This window comes from Spirosoma gilvum (assembly GCF_054776815.1).
Map to the genome: position 1 here is coordinate 1,044,128 of NZ_BAAHBH010000001.1, position 25,617 is coordinate 1,069,744.

The 25,617-nt window shown below is 50.4% G+C and carries 17 protein-coding genes; 10 read left to right on the forward strand and 7 right to left on the reverse strand.

The genetic code is table 11. The annotated features are described in order from the left end of the window. Nucleotides 1-51 precede the first annotated feature (51 nt). On the forward strand, nt 52-1,335 hold the full coding sequence (locus ACYVFD_RS04195) for a hypothetical protein (RefSeq protein ID WP_461088500.1): 1,284 nt from the start codon (nt 52-54) through the stop codon (nt 1,333-1,335). Nucleotides 1,336-1,387: 52 nt separating this feature from the next. Here ACYVFD_RS04195 and ACYVFD_RS04200 read toward each other — a convergent pair whose 3' ends face one another. Continuing rightward, nucleotides 1,388-1,624 (reverse strand): hypothetical protein, encoded by a 237-nt coding sequence (locus ACYVFD_RS04200; RefSeq protein ID WP_461088501.1) that lies wholly within the window; start codon nt 1,622-1,624, stop codon nt 1,388-1,390. Nucleotides 1,625-2,060: 436 nt separating this feature from the next. Between ACYVFD_RS04200 and ACYVFD_RS04205 the strand changes: the two genes are divergently transcribed. Further along, nucleotides 2,061-2,480 carry a response regulator gene (locus ACYVFD_RS04205; protein ID WP_461088502.1) on the forward strand — a complete coding sequence of 140 codons (420 nt, stop codon included), beginning with the start codon at nt 2,061-2,063 and terminating at the stop codon, nt 2,478-2,480. Between the two features lie 143 nt (nt 2,481-2,623). On the opposite strand, the gene ACYVFD_RS04210 is transcribed toward ACYVFD_RS04205, so the two are convergent. The 4 genes from ACYVFD_RS04210 to ACYVFD_RS04225 form a co-directional block, all read right to left on the reverse strand. Further along, nucleotides 2,624-2,791: a hypothetical protein gene (locus ACYVFD_RS04210; RefSeq protein ID WP_461088503.1), complete on the reverse strand. Its 168-nt coding sequence runs from the start codon at nt 2,789-2,791 to the stop codon at nt 2,624-2,626. A gap of 212 nt (nt 2,792-3,003) precedes the next feature. Next, on the reverse strand, nt 3,004-3,396 hold the full coding sequence (locus ACYVFD_RS04215; RefSeq protein ID WP_461088504.1) for a response regulator: 393 nt from the start codon (nt 3,394-3,396) through the stop codon (nt 3,004-3,006). 233 nt (nt 3,397-3,629) lie between these two features. Next, nucleotides 3,630-4,541: a pseudouridine-5'-phosphate glycosidase gene (locus ACYVFD_RS04220; protein WP_461088505.1), complete on the reverse strand. Its 912-nt coding sequence runs from the start codon at nt 4,539-4,541 to the stop codon at nt 3,630-3,632. Between the two features lie 153 nt (nt 4,542-4,694). Further along, nucleotides 4,695-5,804: a hypothetical protein gene (locus ACYVFD_RS04225; protein WP_461088506.1), complete on the reverse strand. Its 1,110-nt coding sequence runs from the start codon at nt 5,802-5,804 to the stop codon at nt 4,695-4,697. A gap of 213 nt (nt 5,805-6,017) precedes the next feature. Here ACYVFD_RS04225 and ACYVFD_RS04230 point away from each other — a divergent pair, with 213 nt between their 5' ends. Together ACYVFD_RS04230 and ACYVFD_RS04235 are read left to right on the forward strand one after the other, a co-directional pair. Further along, a complete protein-coding gene (locus tag ACYVFD_RS04230) occupies nt 6,018-6,206 on the forward strand; it encodes a hypothetical protein (protein WP_461088507.1) in 189 nt (62 codons plus the stop codon). Then, nucleotides 6,203-7,030 carry an SPFH domain-containing protein gene (locus tag ACYVFD_RS04235; RefSeq protein ID WP_461088508.1) on the forward strand — a complete coding sequence of 276 codons (828 nt, stop codon included), beginning with the start codon at nt 6,203-6,205 and terminating at the stop codon, nt 7,028-7,030. Before ACYVFD_RS04230 ends, ACYVFD_RS04235 begins: the two co-directional genes overlap by 4 nt. 93 nt (nt 7,031-7,123) lie before the next feature. On the opposite strand, the gene ACYVFD_RS04240 is transcribed toward ACYVFD_RS04235, so the two are convergent. Beyond that, complete coding sequence (locus tag ACYVFD_RS04240; protein ID WP_461088509.1) at nt 7,124-8,809, reverse strand: glucosidase family protein; 1,686 nt, start codon at nt 8,807-8,809, stop codon at nt 7,124-7,126. A gap of 173 nt (nt 8,810-8,982) precedes the next feature. Here ACYVFD_RS04240 and ACYVFD_RS04245 point away from each other — a divergent pair, with 173 nt between their 5' ends. From ACYVFD_RS04245 to ACYVFD_RS04255, 3 genes are all read left to right on the forward strand, one after another. Then, nucleotides 8,983-9,999 carry a hypothetical protein gene (locus ACYVFD_RS04245; RefSeq protein WP_461088510.1) on the forward strand — a complete coding sequence of 339 codons (1,017 nt, stop codon included), beginning with the start codon at nt 8,983-8,985 and terminating at the stop codon, nt 9,997-9,999. Between the two features lie 100 nt (nt 10,000-10,099). Continuing rightward, nucleotides 10,100-12,277: a hypothetical protein gene (locus ACYVFD_RS04250; RefSeq protein WP_461088511.1), complete on the forward strand. Its 2,178-nt coding sequence runs from the start codon at nt 10,100-10,102 to the stop codon at nt 12,275-12,277. 13 nt (nt 12,278-12,290) lie between these two features. Further along, nucleotides 12,291-15,263: a PVC-type heme-binding CxxCH protein gene (locus ACYVFD_RS04255; protein WP_461088512.1), complete on the forward strand. Its 2,973-nt coding sequence runs from the start codon at nt 12,291-12,293 to the stop codon at nt 15,261-15,263. Between the two features lie 24 nt (nt 15,264-15,287). On the opposite strand, the gene ACYVFD_RS04260 is transcribed toward ACYVFD_RS04255, so the two are convergent. Then, nucleotides 15,288-19,337, reverse strand: a complete 4,050-nt coding sequence (locus ACYVFD_RS04260) for a two-component regulator propeller domain-containing protein (protein ID WP_461088513.1) — start codon at nt 19,335-19,337, stop codon at nt 15,288-15,290. Between the two features lie 120 nt (nt 19,338-19,457). Between ACYVFD_RS04260 and ACYVFD_RS04265 the strand changes: the two genes are divergently transcribed. The 3 genes from ACYVFD_RS04265 (at nt 19,458) to ACYVFD_RS04275 (ending at nt 25,604) form a co-directional block, all read left to right on the forward strand. After that, nucleotides 19,458-22,709, forward strand: coding sequence for a SusC/RagA family TonB-linked outer membrane protein (locus ACYVFD_RS04265; RefSeq protein WP_461088514.1), 3,252 nt, complete (start codon nt 19,458-19,460; stop codon nt 22,707-22,709). Between the two features lie 9 nt (nt 22,710-22,718). Next, nucleotides 22,719-24,221 carry a RagB/SusD family nutrient uptake outer membrane protein gene (locus ACYVFD_RS04270; protein ID WP_461088515.1) on the forward strand — a complete coding sequence of 501 codons (1,503 nt, stop codon included), beginning with the start codon at nt 22,719-22,721 and terminating at the stop codon, nt 24,219-24,221. Between the two features lie 348 nt (nt 24,222-24,569). Continuing rightward, nucleotides 24,570-25,604: a GntR family transcriptional regulator gene (locus ACYVFD_RS04275; RefSeq protein WP_461088516.1), complete on the forward strand. Its 1,035-nt coding sequence runs from the start codon at nt 24,570-24,572 to the stop codon at nt 25,602-25,604. The last annotated feature ends 13 nt before the right edge of the window (nt 25,605-25,617 follow it).

Sequence of the window (25,617 nt, forward strand, 5' to 3'; positions counted from 1 at the left end):
AACGAGGGCGCATAGTTGTTTTATGGCACCAACAAACGCCATCAATCAACTATGCGCTCCTCTTTTTATACCCTGATCGTCAGTGTACTACCCTTTCTGACCGTTGCTCAGACCAATTACATCGCCAACACGGCTACAGTGCCCAATTCCGCAACGAACACGGTCAACACAACTTTGGTTGGTGTTGAAGCTGGAAACCTGACGATGACAGGTGATCAGAACACGTTTGTGGGTCGGGTTGCTGGTCAGTCTACAACCACAGGTGGATTTAATACGTTTGTGGGAACGGCTGCCGGTCAGGACAATACAGGCGGTTTCAACAATGTATTTGTTGGAACCTACGCCGGGCAATCAAATACGGGTGGAAGCAACAACAGCTTTATGGGCTATAACGCTGGGGCAACAACTACAAACGGAATCAACAATACCTTTCTAGGGGCAGCAGCAGGATTTACGAATGGAGCAGGAAACAACAATACGCTGGTAGGCTACCATGCCGGGTATGCCAATACCAGCGGTGCATCGAATACCTTTATGGGGTATAATGCCGGGTTGGCCAATACCATTGGAGCAAACAATGTATTTACGGGTTATCATGCCGGGAATAGCAATACAACAGGCTCGCAAAATATATTTGTGGGCTATCGGGCAGGCTACAATAACTCGACCGGAAGTAATAATATTATCATTGGGCCCAACTCCGGTACGCTTGTGACAACCAGCGATGACAATGTACTAATGGGCTATAATGTACAGGCTGAAGAAGGAGTACACCACGGAACGGCCATTGGAGCCGATGCCCGAGTTGCAGTCAGCCACGCCGTTATTCTGGGCAATCAGGCCAATGTGGGCATTGGTACGTCGGCACCTACTGCCCGACTGCACGTGCGGGGAGAGCAACTGCATGAGTCGGGTGTACGCTTCGAGCAGCTTACGAGCCAGAGTCCGGTTTCGTACGCTACAGATGCGTTTTTAACGGTCAATGAACAAGGTGACGTTGTGAAAGGGCGCTATCAACTTCGGATCAGTCAGGCTAATGCCTGGAGCGATAAAGTCTTTGCATCGGACTATACCTTACGACCACTGGCGTCGGTAGCGGCTTACATCGACCAGCAAGGCCATTTGCCAGGTGTGCCTACTGCCAGGCAAATGGTTGAGGAGGGGGTTGATTTAGCAAGAATGAACGCGATCTTATTGGAAAAGATTGAAGAACTAACACTGTACACGATTCAACTGGAGAAAGCTGACCAACTGAAAAACCACAAGCTACAGGAACTTCAGGTTGAACTGGATACCCTGAAGCAACTCGTTCATAAAGTACTGGAGAAGAAATGACGAAAGCCCCACCGTTTCTGATGGGGCTTTCGTAACTCATTAGTTGAATAAATTAGTGAGTACCCGTGGATTTTCTGGCTAATTCGCGACGTACTTTTTCAGCCGCAGCCAGATCGGATAAATTCACATTGATTCGTTTGCGAAGCGTGGGCGATGCCGCTAATAGTTCACTAGCCATTTTTATCAGGAGGGCCGCTGTAGCCTCTCCATTTACTTTTCGACGAGGAACGCGAGCGGTTCCCGATTCGGGGGCAATCGATGCAAGATTGGAAACGCTGAAAGGTTCCATTTTTCGGTCAGTATTCGTTGTTTATGTTCAATAATAGAACAAAAAAAAGGAGGTTTTTTGCTGAAAAAGGAGCATTTTTTTAGCCTTATTTTAGACAAATAGGCACACCTGATTTAGGGCTGAAGGGGTACTGATCTTAAGTTTTGATAGGGTAGTGGGTTGTATACCTGAAATTAAAATTCGACAGTACGCGCCGTCAACTGCCTTTATTTGTAAGCCGTAGAGGGGATTGGATCAGTTTATTGAATAATTTGGTATAAGAATTGTAAAGCTGATTATCACTAACTTTCAGTAAGGCCCTTTAGACATGGACCGGTGGCAACCTGAACGGATCTGCCAGTGGGAAAATAGAAGAGCTGACATAGTTAAATTGACACCGTAAATTTTCGACTTAATCTATTTAATTTGTCTACCTCTATGATCCCAGCTACTCACTATGAAGCCTTACAATCTATTAATCGTCGATGACGATCTAGATGATCAGCTTTTATTAAAACTTGCCTTTAAAGACGATTCCATTAATTATAAGCTCTTGTTTGTTTCGTCTGTCGACGAGTTTATTGAACGTGTTCCATTGTTGCCAGCAGTTCCAGACCTGATCCTGCTGGATATTAATATGCCGGTTATCAACGGATTTGAAGCGCTCACGTTTCTCAAAAATTCACCCCTCTATCGACAGATACCGGTTATTATGTTGACTACATCCGAAATAGATTCAGATGTTGACCGGGCATACGACCTGGGAGCCAGTGGGTTTATTACCAAGCCTGATTCACATGTTGAGTTGCTTAAAATAGTGGAGCATATTCGGTTGTTCTGGTTCGGCGTTGCCAGAATCCCATCCCGATTAATGTAGTTGCTGGTAGGGTATGCAGCTTCATTGAAACAGTCAGTAACTATCTATAGTGTTCTGGATAACGGTAGCCTATACGTTACTTCGTAGGCTACACACCTAAATCGCAAACAACCAGATTTAGTAGTACGGCTGATTGTAAGCACCTAATTGCTACGCTTTCTGCGAATCGATTCCTCCTGGATCTGTTTGGCGAGCTGATGAGTCATCGGAAATACCTGCGGGTGACCCGCATAATGTTGCTGTACTTTATTAATGTATTCTACCAGATTAGAGTAGAAGGAATCGTCCTGAAGCTGGATAAAGTTTATCATGTTGGAAAGCGGAAGGTAATATGTAACTATACTTACGACAAAGTTAGTAGTATGTTACAAAGCAAAATTATATAATATATATTTATGAGATGATAAGAATCAGAGTGTTACATGATTTTTATCATTGTTCTATAAAAATTTGCCTAGTTTGTAATACAATACCGCTTTTTGGATGCGAAAAAGCCTGAAGAATGCCAATTCGTAAGAAAGTACTATAGCCAGGTTATGATCCAGTGAACGACCAGTTGAAGAAGCTGATCAAAGGCATTAGGTTTTGAAACTACCTCGTCGGCACCTGCTCGCAATAGTTGTTCCCTAATCGTTTTAGTTTCTGTATCGATTAAGATAACAATGGGTACCTCACCTAGGCCAGGGTATCGGCGAAGCGATTCGAGGGTTTCCAGACCATTTGGGCGGGGCATCTGTAGACCCATAAGGATAAGATCAGGACGCTGGTTTAGCTTCTGAAAGGCAGGAATAACCTGATCGCCGTCGGACAACAGCAGCATGGTGGCTTTAGGCAGCATCCATTGGAAGGCTATTCGCAGCAAAAGCCGATCATCTGGATCATCATCTACAAGCCAAATAAAAGGAAGTGTCATCATCTGCAAGCCTACTGGATCGGAACAAGCAGTAAAGGTCTGAAATAGACCTCCTTTTGTCCATGATATAACTCATTGACAAGAGCAATAATCCGTTTTACCCACTAGTTCCCGTATTCGATAAGGAAGGTGCTTATTTCGCGGATTATTGACTAACGACTAGGAAATTGAGACAATGAGTTTGGCTATCCGACTGATGGTTTACAAAATTGGTTTAAGAGCTATCGGTTGTTACGCTAAATGGAAGCTAAAGCTACCGCAATGTTGGCTCCGGCAATCGCATTGTTTTTAATCAGGGCTATGTTGGCTTGTAGGCTTTCGCCCTGGGTATGAGTGGCAATGTAGTTGAGTAAGAATGGGGTGATCTGTTTGCCCGTAATTTTTTGGCTATTGGCTTCTTCTAAGGCATGCTGTATGGTTATTTCAATCTCATCATATGGCACGTGTTGATGCGTGGGTAAGGGGTTGGCAATCAGTACAGATCCCTGAAGTCCCAGTTCCCATTTGACCTTAAGCATGGCTGCAATTTGTTTGGGGGTGTCCAGCCGGAGTGGCGACAAAAAAGGGCTCTGATTACTGTAAAATCCAGGTAGGGCGTCCTGGCCAATTGTAACGACTGGAATGCCTTTTGTTTCCATGTACTCAAGGGTGAGTCCAATGTCCAGTATACTCTTTATACCGGCCGATACCACCGCCACCGACGTTTGCGCCATTTCCGTCAAATCGGCTGAGATGTCCATGCTGTGTTCGGCTCCCCGATGAACTCCTCCAATACCTCCTGTAACGAATGTCTGGATACCGGCCATGCTGGCTATACGCATGGTAGCGGCTACGGTGGTAGCGCCATACAACTGCTGGCTAATCACAAAAGGCATATCGCGCAGACTTACTTTCCACACATTCGTTGCCTGCCCAAAATATTCAAGTTGTTGACGGGAAAGGCCAACGTGGCATTTACCATTAAAAATGGCGATGGTAGCCGGAATAGCTCCATTGGCTCGCACCATCTCTTCTACTTCTATCGCTGTTTCGACATTTTGTGGCCATGGCATTCCATGGGAGATAATGGTCGACTCGAGTGCTACGACCGGTTTGCCACTGGCGATGGCCTCCTGTACTTCGGGGTATATGGCTATATAAGGATTCATAGGGTCAGTTTCGAGGGCTAACGACTCGTTTGCGCCAGAATCATGCAATTTTCATACGCTAAAGGTATATCATGAATTGACCCTTCCCGAAAGGGTAGAGCTTTCGGGAAGGTGGCTTACCAGTCGGCTACCTGCCAACGCCAGGCAATATACTTAAATGTCCGTAAGTTGAGCCGTCAGGGCGAGTAGCTGACGGGCTGTTTCGGGCGACCGACGGCCAAGCCCGCAGGAACAGGCAATGTCAACTGGTTGTTGGCGGGCGGATTCGATGCTTTCCAGAATTTGACGGTTTTCGTCCAGCGTGCGCTTTTCATGCACAAAGCCTGCCACAAAGCGCGTATTGGTTGGTAATTGTATATTGGCGAGCGGTGCATAATGGTTTCGGTCGGTCGGAGGGGCCACCAATCCTTCGGCCAGCGGGTAGTGGATGTAGGCCAACGAGTGCTGTTGCGGCCAGGCTTCGACGAGTCGATTGGAAAAAGCCACCATTTTGCCTAAGGTTTTGGGGTGTACCAACGCATGATTGTGAAAGTCGCCCAGACATAGATGCATGCCGATCTGGGCACCAGGGCTGATTTTAGTGAGCAGGTCCAGAATTGGGCGCAACGCCAGACCCATCAGCGGAGTGGGTAGTTTATAGGCAGCGTATAACTCGGGCGGAACTTCAATCTGTATCAGCAGATCATTGCCTGCTTCGGCCAGGGCAGCATTGACTTCACGGGCGATGACCGTGTTGAACGCATAGGTGTATCGTAGCCAGGTGATCGGACTGGCGAAGGCAAACCCCATGGCAAAGCCCGTAGGTACGCCCATCTGAAACTTCAGTGCCGGGAGTCTATACTGGTCGCGAAGACGCCGGAAAACAGGATAACTGCTTCGGAAAAAGTCGTCATAGCCCAGCTGAACATGGTTGGGCATCTCAGCAGGCGTATGCAGGGGCTTTAGTTTCTGAAAACTGTCATAATCGACCGCCATGCCATCGTCGGTGCTTCGTTTGGCTTGCTTAGTTATTTGCCAGTTTTTTGAATCGGCAGTCAGTTTTTCGATGGCATAAACGACCCAGGCAATCCGATTCCCTTTTGGGAAGGCCGGACTTTTCTCGCCGACTTCCCCATCGGGCAGGCAAAAGAGGGCAGAACCCAACGACTCAAGGGCCTGCCTCATACAGGCTGTTTCGTCGGCAAAGGGCAGGCTGCCAACCAGGAGCGCAGATCGATTGGCGCGAGTTTGGATAGTGTTGGGAAACGTCGTCGGTTGGGTCATGACAGAAAAGAGGAAATGGGTTAGATCTCCCAAATTACACAACCATAGGTTTCAATCGCAAGACTTAGGTATGATCATATGGCTTGATTTTTTGTGGTGTTCCATAGGTCCGTCATTTGAACACTTTGAGTCTGTTCGAGAGCCGCTTACAAACAACTCTGCGTTGCGAATAAAAGTCCGTTGTACTTTCAACCGTTTTTCACACGAATTCCGATGACCCTTTTACGAGTTCTTCAACTTGTTGCCTTCATTATCTTTTCCGTCCTGACTATGGAGTGTGTTTACTGGCTGCTCAACCAACCCAGTGATTGGCTATTGATGCTGGTCGGCCTGATTCTGGGGGTATACATATGGGTGACGGTTAAAACCAACTTTTTCACTAAACTTCCATTTAAACGATGATCAAAAAACTTACCCTGGCTGGTATTCTTTTAGTAATTATTGTAATTCTACTGGCGAATTCCTGCACCACCGTCGATGCCAGTCACGAAGGGATCAAAGTGAGTAAAATTGGCTCCGACCGGGGCGCGTCCGATATTGAAAACGTGACGGGCTGGATTTTCTACAATCCATTGACGTCGTTTATTGAACAGTATCCCACCTTTACCCAAACTAAAGATTTCGACCCGTTTAATGTGAGTGCAAAAGGAGGGACCCTGTTCAAGATCGACCCGACGCTCAACTACCACCTGGTGAAAGGACAAGGGGCCAACGTATATCGCAAATACCGGAAGGAACTACCCGACATTGAAAACAACATACTCCGAACTATTGTCTATAACTCGTATCGGGATGTGGCTAACGCCTTCTCGCCCGATTCGCTGGTCAATAACCGGGTGGGTTTCGAAGAACAGGTAGAAGCTAAGCTTCGGAAAGCCCTGTCCGACGATGGATTTGCGTTTGAAAATATCACCTCAAACCTAACGCCCCCCGAATCGCTACAAGCTATGATCGACGCCAAAAATACGGCAGTTCAGAATGCGTTGCGTTTGCAAAACCAGATTGCCGCTGAGCGGGCTACGGCCGAAATTGCGGTAACCAAAGCCAACGGTATTGCCCGGGCCAGAATCATTGAAGCCGAAGCGGAAGCAAGAGCCAACGAGTTGAAGCAAAAAACGCTTACGCCCTTACTGGTTCAGCAGGAGTGGATCAAAAAGTGGAACGGTCAACTGCCTACCACCCAGCTTGGCTCGAATACGTCGGCACTGATCCAACTGCCGAAATAGACACGCTCATAAGAAAACAGGACAAAAACGCCATCCCTTCAGACCGCGATTTTGCCCTGTTTTCGCTGAGAAAGCGTTTTTACGTTTGGCTGGCTATCGATAGCTTAACTCAATTCGATGAGCACCACCGGAGATGTCCCGTGCCACTACATATTGGCTATTCCGGACGTTTTCCAGGGTCGTTTGTTTTACCATGCCATCGATGGTTAACCGTTTGACCTGTTTCCCGGCCGGTAAAAGCTGCCGAATGGTATACTGCTTCGGATCGCCCTGGACTGATAACGAAATCGTTTTCGCTTTGGGATTATGCTGATAAACATAACGTACTGATTTTCCGGAAGGGCCGTAGGCAATGGTAACCGATGCATCGGCTTTCCCGGCAGCCAGCCATCGGGGAGTCAACTCTACCTGTTCAAATAAGGCCCCTTTATCCACGACCCCGGCTAACCCTTCGATCATGGCGCTCATTACGGCAGCTTGTCCCCAGTTATCAGGAATACCCGCATCGACGGTGCCGTCGGGCTTGTAAGAGACAGGGAGCTTTCCGCCATGTTTTTCGTTCAGTTGGATCATCCGATTCAGTATGTCCACGCCGTATGTTTCATAGCCGTGCTGAAACGCGGCCTTCGCCAACTCACCCCCAACAATGGTGTTGACCCCCCCGTTCATGTACGAGCCGGGCAAATAGTCCGCATAACTGGGCTCCACGGGCGGGTAGACACCAAACCATTCGGCAAAGGCATTTTCGACGTTTTTACCCTTCAGGTTCTGATACGTTTGAATGATGGATTCAGCCATATCTTCTGTCGGCAAACCCCGGTTGATGTCGTACGGATTCGACAGACTGAGGGTATTCTTCTGATCCATGTGGAGATAGGCAGGGGTTGGATCGTCGGGAACAAAATGAGCGTAGTAACGACCATTCCAGCATAATTCATTCGTTCGTTTCCGAATCCCATCAGCCTGTTCATTCCAATGAGCAGCTTTGGCCGAATTGCCCAGTACACTATAGAGCTGTGCCAGTTGTCGGCAGGCGGCATACAGGCCACTGTTGTCGCCATGCATGATGCCCATCGGCGTTTTTTCGTTGATGTCAAAAATGCCGGTCTGCACGTCGTTTCCCTGACGGATGTATTCGGCACGCGTCGTGGGAAGCTGCATAAAATCCCAGGTGTCGAGGGTATAGCCGCGTTTCATCAACTGGTATTTTTTTGACCAGCGAAGTGGGTCTGTCATGTCGTACAGGAGTCCTTTTTCCAGTTTACCAATCCATTGATGAAGGTAGGCTGTGTCGCCGGTAGCCTGCCAGATGTAGTGCCCGCCCTCGACCATCAGGTACTCCAGGTCGGCTTCAACCGGTAGGCGATGCATCTGAATAGTATCTCGTGCAATGATCTTCCAATACCGTTTATCGAACAGGTTCATGCGGTGGCTTTCGCGGGCTACCATCGGGTAATAGTAGTCGTAATACAGGCCTTCCCGCGTCTGGTTTTCCATGAAGAATTGCCAGAAACTGCTGATGTCCGGCTCCAGGTATCTCATGGCCTTCATCACGTGCACATTATCCCGAATCCATTGCACAAATTGTTTCCGCTCTTTACCGCCAAACCGGACCGTTTTTCGGTATTCAGTGTTGATCAACTGCGTTTTCAGACTGGTTAAAAACGTACCATATTCATCTGTCCCCTCGCCAAACTGGGTTTGGGGCTGGCCGAAACTCTCTGATAAACTACTACCAATTAATACGGAAAGAAGGAGGGCTTTAACGAACGAACTCATGAGGATTGGAAACAGACTGTAAACGAATATATTCGCAAGAAACTGCATTTTTTTCTGATCATTGTCCTGCTTTGTCGGTAGTCAGGATAATGCAGGACAAGCAAACCACAGCGGACACGTTGTTTGCAGAGAGTTTAGAGGCACTCTGTCCGATTAACACTTTTATCTCTTTCATGAGTACGTTCGTTCGTGTTACTAAAAAATGCGCTTTACTGTTGAGTATGAGTCTAATCGGCCTGGCTGGCTATGCGCAGCCGACAGGCCCGGGAAATCCTAGTGAAACGGTTAAGCTGCCCTTGGCCAGCGAGCGTGCTGAGATTCAGCAACTCGTTGCTTACCTGCAAACACTGGTCGCTAACGAGAAAAATCCGCTATTGAAACGCCACTTCGAGTCGGTGATGCGGATGAGCCTGGATTCGACAAGCGGCCTGCGCCCGAACGACACCCATACGAAAGCTGCTCTTGGAACACTTGCCTTTTTTCAGGGTGATGGAGCCCGTTGGGAAACCTATCTTGAGGGAACACGTCCGCTCATTATGGCTTTCCAGTCAAAGACCGACGGGAAAAACAGCTATTACTGGTTATTTCTGCCCAAAGGATTCAGCCGAACCAAAACCGACTTTCCATTTTATGTAGAACTGCACGGCAGTGGTGGCGGTACGAACAATCCCCCCTGGCATATGCTTTACGATTACCTGCAACCCAAAGCAGCGGGTGCAACCGCGCAAATGACTCGTCGGGAGGGCTTTATGATTTTGCCTTGGGGGCGGGGCGACAAAGGCTACCGCGACATGGCCGAAACGGACATTTTTGAGTGCCTGGCCGATTTTGACCGCCAGTTCAAAACCGACCCGAAGTGGCAGTATCTCTACGGTTTCTCGATGGGAGGTGGCGGTACGTTTCGTATTGCCCAGAAAACGATGAATCGCTGGGCGGCTGTCGGGCTGTATTCGGCCGCGCTGGGGAAGAATGTGACCGACAACGAAGCCGCCAGGTTTAAAAACACGCCCGTCTGGATGGTTTGGGGCGAAAAAGAATGGCTGAACGTCGAAAATCGGAAACTGAAGGATGATTTTCTGAAGGCGGGAGTTAACCTTTGGTGGAAAGAAATCGAAGGCGTGGAGCACAGCTATCTGGGCGAGTATCAGGAGAACTTGATGGATTGGTTCAAAACCAAGGTGAAACAATAGTCGTCATGGGAAAACGTCGAAACTACGTCAATTCATCAGGAGAATTTGTGTCGACCGTATTGATGCGTAACCCCGTTTGTTCTACCCTATCTTATTGATAATGAAGGTTTATCTTTTACTGGCTCTTTGCCTGCTTTCTTCAATTTCGATTGCTCAAACAACCCAGTCGGCGGAAGTCAAGCCTTATCAGGGGCGCCCAACGTTGTTTGTCAATGGAAAACCTCAGACACCAGCCTTTTATGCTCTCACGCATGCGTATGGTGGCCGTTGGTCGTGGGAGGAAGTGGCTGCCCGTAACCTGAATAATTTCTGTCAGATCGGTTTCCGTCTTTATCAGGTCGATCTGTGGCTGGAAGATAGTTGGTTTCAACATAGCGATACCCTCGATCTCCGAAAAGCCCGGCGGCAGGTGCGTGGGGTGCTCGATCAGTGCCCGGAGGCTGGGGTCGTTATCCGCATCCATGTCAACGCACCGTTCTGGTGGAACAAGGCCAATCCGGCTGAATGCACCCAATATGCCGATGCTCCGGTCGATACGACCCTGAAAGCCGGGCCACCGTATCACAACGAAGAGCACGATATTCATGCGGCTTTACGGGCGAGCCTGGCATCGACCAAATGGAAGTCCGAAGCAGGGCAAAAGCTGGTTGAATTTTGCCAGCGGCTCTCGAAAACACCCGAAGGCAATGCCATTCTGGGGATGCACGTAGCCGGAGGTATTTATGGTGAATGGCACTACTGGGGGTTCATCGAACACGATCCCGACACGGGCCCGGCCATGACAGCCTATTTTCGAAACTGGCTGAAGGCGAAATACAAAACTTCGCAAGCCTTGCAAAAAGCCTGGCAATCGTCTGCCAGTACCTTCGAAAATGCAACCGTCCCGAACGTAGCTGACCGACTTAAAACGCACGATGGGTTCTTTAAAGATCCGGTTCAGGACCAGCGCACCATCGACTATTTTACGGCCCAGCAGCAGGTGGTCGCCGATGATGCCATCTACTTCTGCCGACTGGTTAAAGAGAACTGGCCGCGTCCGCTGATCACCGGTATTTTTTATGGTTACCTACACATGACCTTCAACCGGCAAACGGTAGGGGGGCATCTGTTCATCCGACAAGTGCTCGACAGCCCTTATGTCGATTATCTATCGGCTCCGCAAACCTACTGGCCCGATAGCCGGAAAGCGGGTGGTTCAGGCAATTCCAGGGGGCTGATCGAGTCTACGCTGCTACATGGCAAGCTCTGGTTCGACGAGATCGATAACGGCTATTTGTATAAGAATGACTTTGAGAATATCCGCTATGTCTCCCGCTACGACTCTACCTATGCCAATATCATGAAACGGTGTGCCTTGCTCCCGCTCATGCGCGGCATTGGCTTCTGGTTTTATGATTTTGGGGTTCAGAAAAGCTTCGGCTGGTGGGATGACCCAGGTTATCTGGCCAGTATGAAAGCCGAAAAAGAATTGTTCGATAAACGACTGACTGTCCCGTATCATTCCGAAGCCGATGTGTTGTACGTCTGGAGTCAGGATGTGTTTTATTACCTGAAATCGGCTCCACTGCCCATTACGGTCAATGTGCTGGATCATTCCATTGAGCAGGCTATGCGGTCGGGTACCGTGGGCGATCATGTTTATGATTTTGACCTGGAACGGGTTAATCTGTCTCAATACAAGGCCATAGTGTTCATGAACGTATATAAACTCACCGACGATCAGCGTAAATACATTCGGGAGAAGGTAGCTCGGCAGGAACGAACGATCATCTGGAATTACCTGACCGGCTACACCAATGGGCAACGACTGGACCTGGCCTTTGTAAAATCGCTGACGGGCATGAGCCTTGAACGAATCGACGGTTCTCAAAAACCGACTGTATCGTTCCTCAAACCTGTCTATACGTATAACTTTAGCGGCCCTGTTGATCCATTGGTGGTTGTGACCGATAAAACAGCCGAGCCGCTGGCCGAATTACAAGGGGGGAAACAGACGATCATTGCCCGCAAAAAGGAAAGCGGGTTTACATCCGTATTTTGTGGACTCCCCCTCAATGGTACCGGAGGGTTTCGGGAGATTTTCCGACAGGCAGGTTGTCATATTTACAACGAACGCGACGATTTTACCTATGCCAACTCGGGGTTGTTGCTCCTGCACACCAAAGATGGCGGCACCCGTACACTTCGGCTGAAAAACGGGAAATTCGTTACAGTCCCATTAACACAGGGCTCAACCCTATTGCTGGATGCGCAAACGGGCGAGACGATATTGAAGTGATAGTGTCATGCGTATGATGATGAATACACGGTGGCTGACAGTACTTGGCGGCCTGAGCTTACTGGTCGGTTTTACAGGCGTTTTGCCCGATCCCCATGATCCTCGGATGGCGCTGGCGACCATGCAGGTACCTAAAGGGTTTGTGGTACAGCAGTTTGCCGCGGAGCCATTGGTGACCAATCCAACCAACATGGAGGTCGACGAGCGGGGACGGGTTTGGGTGACCGAGTCGCACAACTACGATGTAGCCCCGGCCGAATTTGATAAAAAAGGGGATAAGGTCGTCATTCTGACCGATGTTAACGGGGATGGACGGGCGGATAAACGTACCGTTTTTTTTGAACACCCGGGCATGAAAGCGCCTATGGGACTGCTGCTGGCCGAAGATCGCGTGTTTCTGGCGCAAGCCCCTTACCTGCTCATGCTCTTCGATACCAACCAGGATGACAAAGCCGACCGGGTCGATACGCTTTTTTCGGGCTTTGGGCAGCGCGACCACGGTATCCACGCGCCCTTCTGGGGGCCTGATGGCAAACTGTATTTTTCGATGGGCAACAACGGGGGCGAAGTGCGCGACCGACAGGGGAAACCCGTACTGGATAAGGCGGGCAATCCGATCAATGGAAAAGGAAACCCGTATCGCAATGGGCTTATTCTCCGCTGCAATCCCGATGGGAGCCAGATCGAAACTATTGCCCATAATTTCCGGAATCACTACGAACCCGCCTTCGATTCTTTTGGTAATCTCTGGGTGTCGGACAACGACGACGACGGTAATGAGTCCGTACGGATCAACTACGTCATGGAATACGGTAACTATGGGTTTGCCGATGAAATGACGGGCGCATCCTGGACGACCTCGCGTACCAATCTGGAACGAACGGTTCCCGAGCGACACTGGCATCAGAACGATCCTGGTGTAATCCCCAATGTGTTGATTACCGGGTCGGGCTCCCCGGCGGGCTTGTGTGTCTACGAAGGAGCGATGTTTCCGGCTTTGTACCGCAATCAACTGATTCATGCCGAAGCCCTGCATAATGTGATTCGGTCATATATCACGCAAAAACAGGGGGCAGGATATACCGCCGGGGTTCAGAATCTGTTGAAAAGTCGTCAGCAATGGTTTCGTCCGGTGGATGTAACTGTAGCAGGTGACGGGTCGGTGCTGGTTGCTGACTGGTATGATCCCGGCATTGGCGGTGGCACGGCTGCTGATGCCAATAAAGGCCGGATCTACCGCATTAGCTATGGTGCGAACACCGGATACCACATGCCTAAACTCAGCTTCAAAACGCCACAGGAAGCTACCGAAGCGCTCAAAAGCCCCAACCGGGCGGCACACCGAAAAGCCTGGGCGGCCCTGAAAAAAGCAGGTGTTTCGGCTGAGCCAAATCTGCAATCCCTGTTCCGGTCATCCAACTCAGTTTGGCGGGCGCGGGCGTTATGGCTGCTGGCTCAGTTGCCTGCCAGCGGTGCATCGTATCTCACCGAGGCCCTGCATGATCCCAATCCAGATATACGCATGACGTCCCTGCGGGTTGCTCGTCAACAAACCCCGTTTCCATTTGAACGCTGTGCGGCATTAGCCAATGATCCTGCGCCGGAAGTTCGTCGGGAGTGGGCTATTGCACTACGGTTTCTGAAGACGACCGAGGCCGCTGAATCCTGGGCGACCCTGGCCGTTCAGCACGATGGTCGGGATCGCTGGGCGCTCGAAGCGCTGGGTATAGGGTCCGACCTAAATGCAGATGCCTGCTTCGACGCCTGGTTACGGAAGGTAAGCGGTAACTGGAACACTCCGGCTGGTCGGGATATTGTCTGGCGAATCCGGTCGGCGAAAGCGTTGCCACTGTTAACACAGATCATTCGGCAAACAGCCAATGTGGCTGAAACATTACGGTATTTCCGAGCGTTCGATTTTCATCGGTCCTCCGCGAAAAACGACGCCCTGATATCACTGCTGAGCGACCCACGACCGGATGTCCAGCGACTGGCTCTCGAACACATGGACGGTACGACCATCGTTCGAACAGAAGTCCTGAACCGGGCGCTGGAAACGGCTTTGGCTACCGCTGGCAAAACGGTGAGCTATGTTCGGCTGGTTGAAAAATTCAAACTAACCGATAAACGGGACCAACTGCTGGATCTGGTCCGTTGCTGTGCTGCTCAGCAAACCGGTGTCGAAGCCCTGCAACTGTTGTGGAAATTTGGTGAGAAAGCGTTTGTGCAGCAACAACTGCCTGAGGATGCTACGGCCGAAGCCATCATGCTGGCGCTCAAAGGAAATGGGAGCCCCGATGCCCTGACGCTGTTGACAGGCGTGATGCTGGATGATACGCGCCCGATAGAATTACGCAAAACAGCCGCCCGTTTGCTGGGAAGTAGCTGGGTAGGGGAGCGGGCCTTACTCGATGAAGTAAAGAAGCGGTCGTTTCCCGACGCCCTGAAGTCGACAGCCAGTAGTGTATTGTTTGGAGCATTCCGAAACGAGATCAAACGGGAAGCCGCTGAGTACCTGCCTAAGCCACCGGGTAAAAATGGAGAACCCCTACCGCCTGTTTACCTGCTCGTTCACGAAACGGGGGTCGCCAGCAGGGGAAAAGCTATCTTCGCTCAAAATTGCCAGACCTGCCACCGGGTGCAGCAGTCGGGTGCCTTGTTTGGACCGGAGCTCTCGAAAATCGGTGCAAAATTATCGAAAGAGGGCTTATTTCGGGCAGTCCTGTATCCCGACGAAGGCATCAACTATGGGTACGAAACCTATCTGATTCACACGCGCGATGGAGGGCAGCTCATGGGATTGCTCGGTAGCGAATCGAACGATGAGATAGTTCTGAAACTGCCCGGCGGGGTAACGCAGACACTGCGGAAGACGGATATTCTATCCAGAACGAATACTGGTCGGTCGATGATGCCTCCGTTTGGCGAGGTTCTTTCTAAGCAGCAATTAGTGGATTTAGTGGACTACCTGAGTACGTTGAAGTGATAGGCTTAACCGTTCGCATACCGGTCAAACCCCCGTTAAAAACGCCTGAGGAGCTTTGCCGAATTCTTTTTTGAAACAGCGACTGAAATAAGCCGGATCATTGAACCCCACTTGCCAGGCAACTTCTGAAACGTTGTAATGGCCACTTTCCAGCAGCTGAAGGGCACGTTTCAGTCGTACTTGCCGGATAAATTCCGTTCCCGACATATTGACAATGCCTTTCAATTTCCGATAAAACTGCATCCGGCTCATGTTCAACGCCTGTTCCAATTGCTCAGCATCGAAATGCGTATCATCGATATGCTGTTCGATAATGCCAATGGCTTTCTGGAGGAACTGCTCTTCCATCGGAGGGAGCTGGATGTCGGAAGGGGCGGCCAACAGTTTCTTTCCCCACTTTGCCCGTAGCAACTGCCGGTTCTGGATCAGACTGGCGACTTTGGTTTCCAGAATGGCCAGATTAAACGGCTTTGTCATATAATCGTCGATACCGGCTCCAAAAGCCAGTATCTGGCTTTGGCTGGCTGATCGCGATGTCAACAGGAGGAATGGAATATGGCTGGTTTTTTCGTTTGCCCGTATAGCCTGACACAGTTCCGTACCGCCGAGTTCGGGACCAGTCTGAACGGGCATGAGCCAGTCCGATAAAATCAGATCCGGTATATTCTTCTGGGCAATGGTGATGGCCTGCTGACCCGTAGAGGCTGTCAGTACGTGGTATTTAGGTGCAAAGCTTTCTTTCAGGTACAGCAGTAGTTCTTCGTTATCTTCTACGATCAGTAAAATAGGTCGTGATTTGCCGGGGATAATCGTTATCTGCTCAGGTTCTATTGAAGGCATCAGTGGCTGAAGCGACTCCGAGGGCAAGTCCGGTACCTGCGACAACCATTCGGGTGGGAAAGCACTATCCGAAAGGGGCAACGTAATGGTAAAGGTCGTACCCACCTGCTCGGTGCTGACAACGGTTATATCGCCTTTATGAAGCTGAATGAGTTCACGGGTGAGGGCCAGCCCAATACCACTCCCTGATTTTTTGAGAACTTGCTGGCCATTGGCCTGATAAAACCGCTCAAAAATATGCGACTGCGCTTCTGTCGAAATACCGATTCCGGTATCCAGCACACTCAGTTGGGCAATCAGGGTAGGGGCATCGATTTGTAGCTTAACCTGTACATCACCACCCCGATCCGTGAACTTAAACGCATTGGAGAGCAGATTATACACCGCCTTTTCAATAATGTCGGCGTCAAAATAGCCATCGAACGTGTCGAAATTACTTCTGAATGTCAGATGTATTTGTTTGCTGTCGGCCAGGTCATCGAAATTATGAACGATTCGTTCGACAAACGGTACGAAATCATTACGGCTGATATCGGGCGTTAGATTCTGGCTTTCCAGTTTCGACAGATCGAGTAATTGATTGATCAGTCGCAGCAGACGCTGAGCATTTCGTTGTATTGTCTGAAATTGGTGATGGAGTCGTTCGCCAAAGGCTGGATCGACAATCAGTTTATCCAAAGGGCTGAGGATCAGCGTTAAGGGCGTTCGAAATTCGTGCGAGATATTAGTAAAGAAACTGGTTTTGGCATCGTCGAGTGCCTTAATCGACTCAGCTTCCAGTTGCTTAATCCGAATGTCGGCTTTCAACCGCTCGCGAATCCGAATAATCCGTCGGAATGCCAGCAGTGTTAGCAGGAACAGTAAGCTGTAAAGACAATACGCCCACCAGGTACGATACCAGGGTGGAAGCACCGTGACCTGAGTCGTTTTAGCCGAACTCCAGCGGCTGTTGCCAATGGCCGCTTTAACCCGAAATTGATAGGTGCCTTCGGGTAAATTAGTGTACGTAGCCGAACGCTGGGCACCTACATAGTTCCAGTCTGGATCGAAACCCATCAACTGATAGGCGTACCGGATGTTTCTATGTGGCAGAAACGACAGGGCTGTAAAATCGATCGTGAAGACGGACTGATAGGGGCGAAAGGTCAACTGACCGACATCCGTCATATCCATCGGCGACGGTGCATCCTGATCGGTTGGATGTACGGGGCGATTAAAAAGCTTCAATTCGGTCAGAAAGACGCGCGGAGGGGCAGTTTTCTGCCGAACCTGTTCGGGCCGAAACAGGACCAGCCCCTGCATGTTTCCAAACGCCAGCTCACCCGACGCCAACCGTGTATTGGCATTCGGCAGAAATTCTTTGCCAACGAGTCCATCGCTCTGGTCATAATTTTCGAACACCTGCGAGTCGGGGTGGAAGCAGGAGAGCCCGCCGTTGGTCGACAGCCAGAGGTTGTGCTGATCATCTTCGACGATGCCAGCCACCGCGTTATTGACCAACCCCTGTTGCGTTGTCCAGACCTGAAACGTTTCCGTTTGGGCATCGAACCGGTGCAGACCACTCCCGTTGGTGCCGAACCAAAGCCGGTGCTTACTGTCTTCATAAATGGTAGTGATGCTGTTACTCCCCAATGAGCCCGGCCTGGCACTACGAACAAACTGGCTAATGCGTCCTGTTTGTAAATTCCATCGGAGCAACCCGGAATTATACGTGCCAATCCAGAGGTTTCCATCCGAATCTTCACACAGTATGTTCAGGTCGAATCGCTGGAAAAGCTGCGCCAGTCTGGGTGTTGTGAACGAGCGGAGTTGACCGGTTTGTTCGTTAAATTGAAATAACTCCCGCTCATGGCTTCCAATCCAGACATTGCCTGATTTGGAAGCTGCAAAGGCCTTTACCGATTTGCTTTTTCCGGGTAACAAATAGGGGGTAAAGCGTTTTTGGTCAGGATTGTATAGGGCAAATCCGGCCGTCCAGGTACTCATGAGCACATTGCCGGTCGAGGTAGCGAACAGGAGGTTAATATCGTTGGAAGCCAATGGTGAGTTGGCTGATGTATACCGCTGAAACTGATGTCGGTTGGGTGAGATGGTGGTAATGCCTTTGGTCGAACTCACCCAAAGATTTCCCTTTCGATCCTGCGCAACGGCACTGGCCCGGTTTGTCAGTAAGCTCTGTGGGTTATGGAGTTGATGACGAAGTGAGCGAAAGCGGGGAGGCTGCGCGAAATGGATATTGATACCGCCCTGCCACGAGCCAATCCAGATATTGCCAATGGCATCGCAAAGCCCTTTTTTTAAGGCATGCGTACTCAGGCTGTGCTCATCTTCACTATCGGGGAGTAAATATTGTTTCTGCATCGATTCCCCCTGCGGGTAATACCAGATGCCATAATCGGTCAAGACCCACAGATTGCCCGCCCGGTCGTCGATCACGTCGGTAATCACATTGACGGTTTCGTACACACCGGGCTTGAAAAATTCCTGGTGAAACGTTTTTTGCGCCCGGTTAAATTCAAAGAGCCCCTGACCATTGGTGCCAATCCAAAACCGGCCCCGATGGTCCTTTTTGATGACACTAATGGAGCGATGGTTGCTGGATACGTCTGGGCTCAGGGATAGCTGGTAACGCTCTATGATTCCTTTTTCAGGAGAGAAAGCCAGCAGGCTACCGGTGTTGGTACCAATCCAGAGCAGACCGGATTCATCCCGATACAGAGCCGTAACCGACTGGCCAATGCGGGCATCTGTCCACCTGACTACCCGCCGTTTCGCATAATCGAAATAAAATAACCCCTGCTCGGCCGTACCGAACCACAGGCGAGACTCATCCTCGGCAAAACAGGCAATACTGGCCTGTTCGGTCCTGGCGGCACCGGTATACAACGGGTAATGATCGAACGTCACGCCATCTTCACGCAGTCGGCTCAGTCCATTATTACGTGGGCCGACCCAGATGGTATTATGCCGGTCGGCATACAGGGCCGCTATGTTATTGATAGGCAGGCTTTCCGGCTGGCCTGGTTGATGACGGAATAATTTGAAGGTATAGCCATCATAGCGATTCAGGCCATCGGACGTTGCCATCCAGATAAACCCTTTTCGATCCTGCACGATTTCCCAAACTGTGCTTTGCGACAGGCCGTCGCTGGTCGTCAGATGGTCAAACGCCACTTGCCCATACACCGACAGACTTAAAAAAAGCAGGAAAAAGAGCGGTTTGTACATACGCATACCTATGACAGAATAGGACAAAGGTATCTTCTAATCATACCAATTTTAGCAACAGAATCGCTTTTCTATCAACTGTCTTTTATGAACCACCCTTACTATTTATGTAGAAAACTGGGAATAATGGCCCTACTGCTGTTGCTGTTAGGTAGTGCCTATGCCCAGAATCGAACCATTCGCGGAAAAATTCTCGACGCGGGTAGCAATACGCCCCTACCGGGAGCCAACATCGTAGTCGCCGGATCGACTCAGGGGGCAACCAGTGATGCAAACGGGGTATTTAGTCTGTCGATTCCCAATTCGGCCCAACGGGTAGTGGTCTCGTATGTCGGCTTCATTCGACAGGAAATTGCCATCACCAACGCCAGCGACTATACGGTTTCGCTGAAGGCCGAAGAAGGTTCACTCAGTGAGGTGGTGGTCATTGGGTACGGTTCGCGTGAAAAAAAGGATCTGACGGGGGCTATCTCGACCGTATCGTCCAAGGAAATTAGTAAAAGCATCGCGCAGGCCCCCGAACTAGCCATGCAGGGACGTATGGCGGGCGTATTTGTCTCTACACCTGGCGGTAGTCCACTGGCGCGTCCGCAGGTACGGATTCGGGGGGTAAGTACGTTCGGAAACGCCGAGCCGCTTTATGTAGTGGATGGCATACCACTGACTGAATACGGTACGGGAACGGATAACGCCAGCGGTTCGGTCACGCGGGATATTCGCGGCAATGTGAACGTGCTGTCGATGATCAATCCCAATGATATCGAGTCGATTTCTGTATTGAAAGACGCTTCGGCAGCGGCTATTTACGGCGTTCGGGCGGCCAACGGGGTCGTGCTGATCACCACCAAAAAAGGCGCTCGGGGAGCGCCAAAGGTCGATGTATCAATCTCGCACAGCATTCAGAACGTGACCAAGAAGCTGGATATGCTCGATGTGCCGCAGTTTGTGGCCCTGTACCGGGAAGCCTACGCCAATAACCCCAACGAAGCCAAAAATTTACCGGTCCAGTTTGATCCCGCCAATGCTGCTTACTTAGGAAATCGACCTACCACCGACTGGCAAACGCCTTTATTGAACCGGAATGCGCCAAATACGGACTATAGCTTACGCGTATCTGGTGGCAACGAAGCAACGCGCTATTATGTATCAGGCGGCTTTACGAATACGGAAGGCCCCTTGATCAATAACAAACTCAAACGGTATTCGCTGGCCACGAATGTCGACACAAAAATCTCGAAATACCTGTCGGCCGGGTTGACCTATCGGCTGGCGTATTCAGAAGCTGTCGACAACATACCCAGTGCCTTGCAATATGCCGCCGATACGTCGCCCTGGCAACCGATCTACGATGCAAACGGTCCACATGGGTATGCCCCCTCGGTGCAGATGACGTTTAAACCCAACCCCGAACTTGGCACACCCGTGGCCTCCCGGCCACAGTATCTGCCGTCTATCCCGCCGTATGTGATCGACGTTACCAACCTGCTCTGGGGCCCCGAAACCAACAATAATAGTTATGGCGCAGCGGCTACGACAGATAATACCTACACTCTACTGCGGAACATGGGAACGGCGTACCTCCAGCTTGAGCCAATCACAGGCTTAAAATTTAAAGGGACACTGAGCGCGGACTGGTACTATAATCGACGCAACTCCTGGACAGCTATCGACAATTACCTCTTCCTGCAAAATCCAGGCAATCCCTATGCCGTAGGCGATGGTACCTCAAAAGGGAACTATGGCGAACGGCATGCCCGCAACTCGAACATTGTGAAGGAGTTTAGCGTCAACTACACCCATTCGTTTGGCGATCACAACGTCGATGTGCTGCTGAATGCCATGGACCAGCGGTATGTCTATGAATTCTTGCAGGGCGGTGCTTCACAGATTCAATATGCTCAGCCAGAGTTCCGTAATCTGGTCAACATTCAGCCCTACACCAATTCGAGTTCGTTCCGGGAGATCAACACCTTACAAGGGTATCTGGGTCGGGTTAGCTACCACTATGCCAGCCGCTATTACGTGGATGCGACCGTTCGGCGGGATGGAGCTTCGCGGTTTGCACCGGGCTATAAATGGGGGACGTTCCCGGCGCTTTCGCTGGCCTGGCGCATCAGCGCCGAGCCCTTTATGAAATCGGCTACCTTCATCGACGATCTGAAGATTCGCGGGGGATGGGGTAAGCTGGGTAATCAGGAAACCCGCTCGTTTGCTTATTTATCTCTCGTATCCGATGCGCCTGATTATGCGCTGGGCTCGGGTAATGGGAACGGGATCGGTACGCTGTATAATGGCACATCGCTTCCCGATTTTCCGGTGCAGAACCTGACCTGGGAGATTGGGAAAACCACCAGTCTGGGTGTCGATGGATCATTTCTGAAGGGCAAACTGACCGCTACCATCGAATACTATAACCGGTTGACGTCGGGAATTTTACAGGCAGCTAACCTGGCTGCCAGCGTCGGTAACCAAAACCAACCGATCCTGAACATTGCCTCAGTCCGCAATAGCGGTATGGAGTTTCAACTGGCTTATAATGGCTCTGTTGGCAAAGAGTTTCGCTATAACCTGTCGGGTAACCTGACGACGGTGAAAAATCGGGTGGAGTCGACTTTCCAGAACCTGCCGTTTGGCAATGAATATGGTCGTATCGAAGTGGGTAAGCCGATGAATTACCTCTGGGGCTACAAGAAAGGGGGAATTTTCCAGAATCAGGCGGAGATCGATGCCTGGAAAGCGAAGTATTCCGACGGAACCAATAACAACAACTTTGCGCCCGGCGACATGTATTTTCAGGATGTATACGGTGATCCGAAGGATGCAGGGCAGGTGCGGTCTGAAACACCAGATGGAAAGGTCAATACCAACGACCGCACGTTTCTGGGCAGTACCATACCGGGTTATTATTACGGAATCAATCTGGGGGCAAGCTACAAAGGGTTCGACCTCTCGATTTTCTTCCAGGGTGTCGGCGATATATATCGGTACAACGGCTGGCGGGCGGCTGGGGAAAGCATGAGCAGTACTGGCACCAACCAGTGGAAAACCACCCTCAACCGATGGACGTCCCAGAATCCGTCTACAACCATGCCCAGAGCGGTTCGTTCTGACCCGGCCAACAACAACCGGTTCTCTGACCGATTTGTAGAAAGTGCGGCTTTTCTGCGGTTAAAAAATGTTCAGTTTGGCTACTCGCTACCGGCCTCACTCACGCGTTCACTCGGGTTTATCAATGGCCTTCGAGCTTATGTAGGCGCTACAAACCTCCTGGTCATTACACCCTGGACGGGTCCCGATCCGGAAGATATTGACCGGGGCGGTACCGACCTGATTCCACCCGTACGTTCCATCACGATGGGCCTTTCCGCTACTTTTTAACCCCTGATCATGAAACGATATTCGATTATTATTGTCCTGACGGTCATTTTTACGACCCTCTTTTACGCCAGTTGCAGTGAGAAAAACCTCGATCTGCAACCGCTTACCCCAACCGAAGCGTCGTATTTTACGGAGGAGTCTGACTTCAACAAAACAGTATTGGGTGTGTACGCCAAACTGACCGACTGGTACTGGTATAATGGTGGCTCGCCCATCCACGGATTCTGGCAACTCCCCGGCGATGATATTACCTCGACTGGAACCTATGCTTTCGAAATCTTCGGTACGCTACAGCCATCGACTGCCAATAATCAGGTGTTCTATCGGGTTGCCTATCAGCTTATTAGCCGGGCCAATACGGCCTTGCAGAAATTAGATCAGGAGCAGGGGATTATAAAAACGGCCAACTTTAAAAACTGGCTGCGGGGTGAAACGCTTTTTCTGCGTGGGTACACCAATTTCCTGCTCTGGAATTACTACGGGACCTCTCCGCTGATTACCGAACGGATTCAGACGCCCGACAAGATCACTCCCTCCAGCTCGAAAGATACCGAACTACTCGACCAGGCCATCAAAGACCTGACCGAAGCGGCTACGTTACTGCCCGCTTCCTGGGATGCCGCCAATCGCGGACGGGTAACCAGTAGTTCGGCCAATGGGATGCTGGGCAAAGCGCTCATCTTCCGAGCGTCGGCCAAGAAAGCAGCCGCCGATTACACTGCCGCCATTGCCGCCTTTAATAAAATTACGGGCGTAAGCCTGGTGCCCAATTTCAATGACAATTTCGACGTGAAAACTGAAAATAACGCCGAATCGCTCTTTGAGTTTCAGGCATCGCAACCCGACTTCGACAATGTGTGGCTTTCCAACGATTTTCAGCGAAATGGGGTTGGTTCTACATCGACCTTCTGGGGATGGTACGAAGGCTCTTCTCAGTTGGGCGGACAGGCCCGATTTACGGCTACGCAAAAGCTGGCGAATGCCTTTGAACCCGGCGATCCTCGTATCAAATCGACATTCGACCCGGCCAATCTGTATTTTCTGAAGTATTGGCAAACGGGCGACCAGAAATCGCAGTCAGGTGTGGCCTCGGTTAATAATCCGCGTATTCTCCGCTATGCCGACATTCTGTTGCTGAAAGCTGAGGCAACCCTGGAGTCGGGTGGCTCAACCGCCGACGCCATCGGTCTGATCAATCAGGTACGAACCCGTGCCCGTGAGATGGTGAAAGGGGGCACAATCCCCGCCAATTTGGCGACGACCGAAACCGACAAAGCTAAAATTTTCGACTGGATACAAACGGAACGGCTGCGGGAGCTGGCTGGCGAAGAGGGTTCTCGCTGGTTCGATCTGCGCCGTTGGCATATGGCGGGTAAAATCAACCTGGCCTCCTGGAACTGGAGTTCGGCCCGTAATGATGTGACCTTCGACGTAAACAAACACCTGTTCTATCCCATACCGGATATTGAAACCAACCTCAACCCGAATGTTAAACAGAATCCGGGTTACTAACGAGGACAGCAATCTTGCATTCTAGGTTTACATATCGATAGCTCAGCTACTTTGTCGCTGGGCTATTTTTGTAAAAATCTCATTTTGAAAGGCTTGTGTGCGTATTGTCCAATAATTTGCACAAATCGTCCAAGCGGCTCCCAGTGTCTCGCGCTACTTTCGATTCGGTATTCAGCCTATGATTCCTGCCCGGTTTATTCGACACATGAGCCGTAGACTCAGGCAATCCTTCAAAACGGGTAGCTTACAGCAAACCTACCTGTTCGAGGCCCTGATCATGCTACTGCTCATACTGCTAATGGTAGTAGGATTAGGCTGGATGTGACTCAACACTAACCAGAAACGAATATGCTTGGGGGAACTGTAGTGAGCCATCAACGCTTTTTGCACGTTGACGAAAATGGTAAAACGCCCAAATTCTTACAGATTGTAAATGGCATCATCGCGCAGATTGAAGCGGGCGTTTTTAAACCCGGCGACCGACTGCCATCGATTAATGAAACCAGTGCCGAGTATTACCTGGCCCGCGCTACAGTCGAAAAGGCGTACTGTAACCTGCTCAAAAGCGGTCATATTACCTCGCTTTACCGGAAAGGCTTTTACGTTTCTGAGGGTAAATTCATTAAGCGGGTGTTGTTTCTGACAGGGGCTATCAGCGAAACGAACCGAGCCTTATTTAAGTCGGTCAGCGAGCAGTTGGGTAAGGCCTACAAAGTCGATATTTATGTCTACGATTACCAGCGTGAGTATCTGCTGGATGGCCTCGAAAAGCAGGCGGGTAATTACCATTACTTTGTGCTGATGCCGCATCACCTGGCCGATATGGGTGATTTGACAGACGTATTGAAGAAAATTCCGGCCGAGCGACTCATCTTGTTAGATGGCTCGACCAACAGTCTGGGTCGCAACTGCGCTACAATTCGTTTCAGCGGTGGCGATCAACTGCGAATGGTTCTGGAGCAGAATGTGGCCCTGCTTCAGAAATACCATACCCTGAATTTTGTAACCTCCGACAACGAATACGTACCCGCCGACTGGTACAGCGCTTTCCTGAACTTTACGGAGCAGCACCAGATCGATGGTCAGGTACTGGATGCGGTCGATGAAATTCCCCTCCAGAAAGGGGCTGCGTATCTGCTGGTAGATGATGATGACCTGATCAGCCTGATTCAGGAAGCCGCTCAGAAACGGCTGGTGCTGGGGCAGGATATTGGCCTGGTTTCTTTCAACGATGCTCGCTACAAAGCCGTTGTCGGGGGGGGTATTTCGGTCATTAAAACCGATGTGTCGGTTGTCGGTAAGAATCTGGCTCGTATCATCGATCACAATGAGAAGCAGCGGGTTCGGATTCCGATGCAGTTTATCAAACGTGGCTCCCTGTAAACCCTAACCTGTT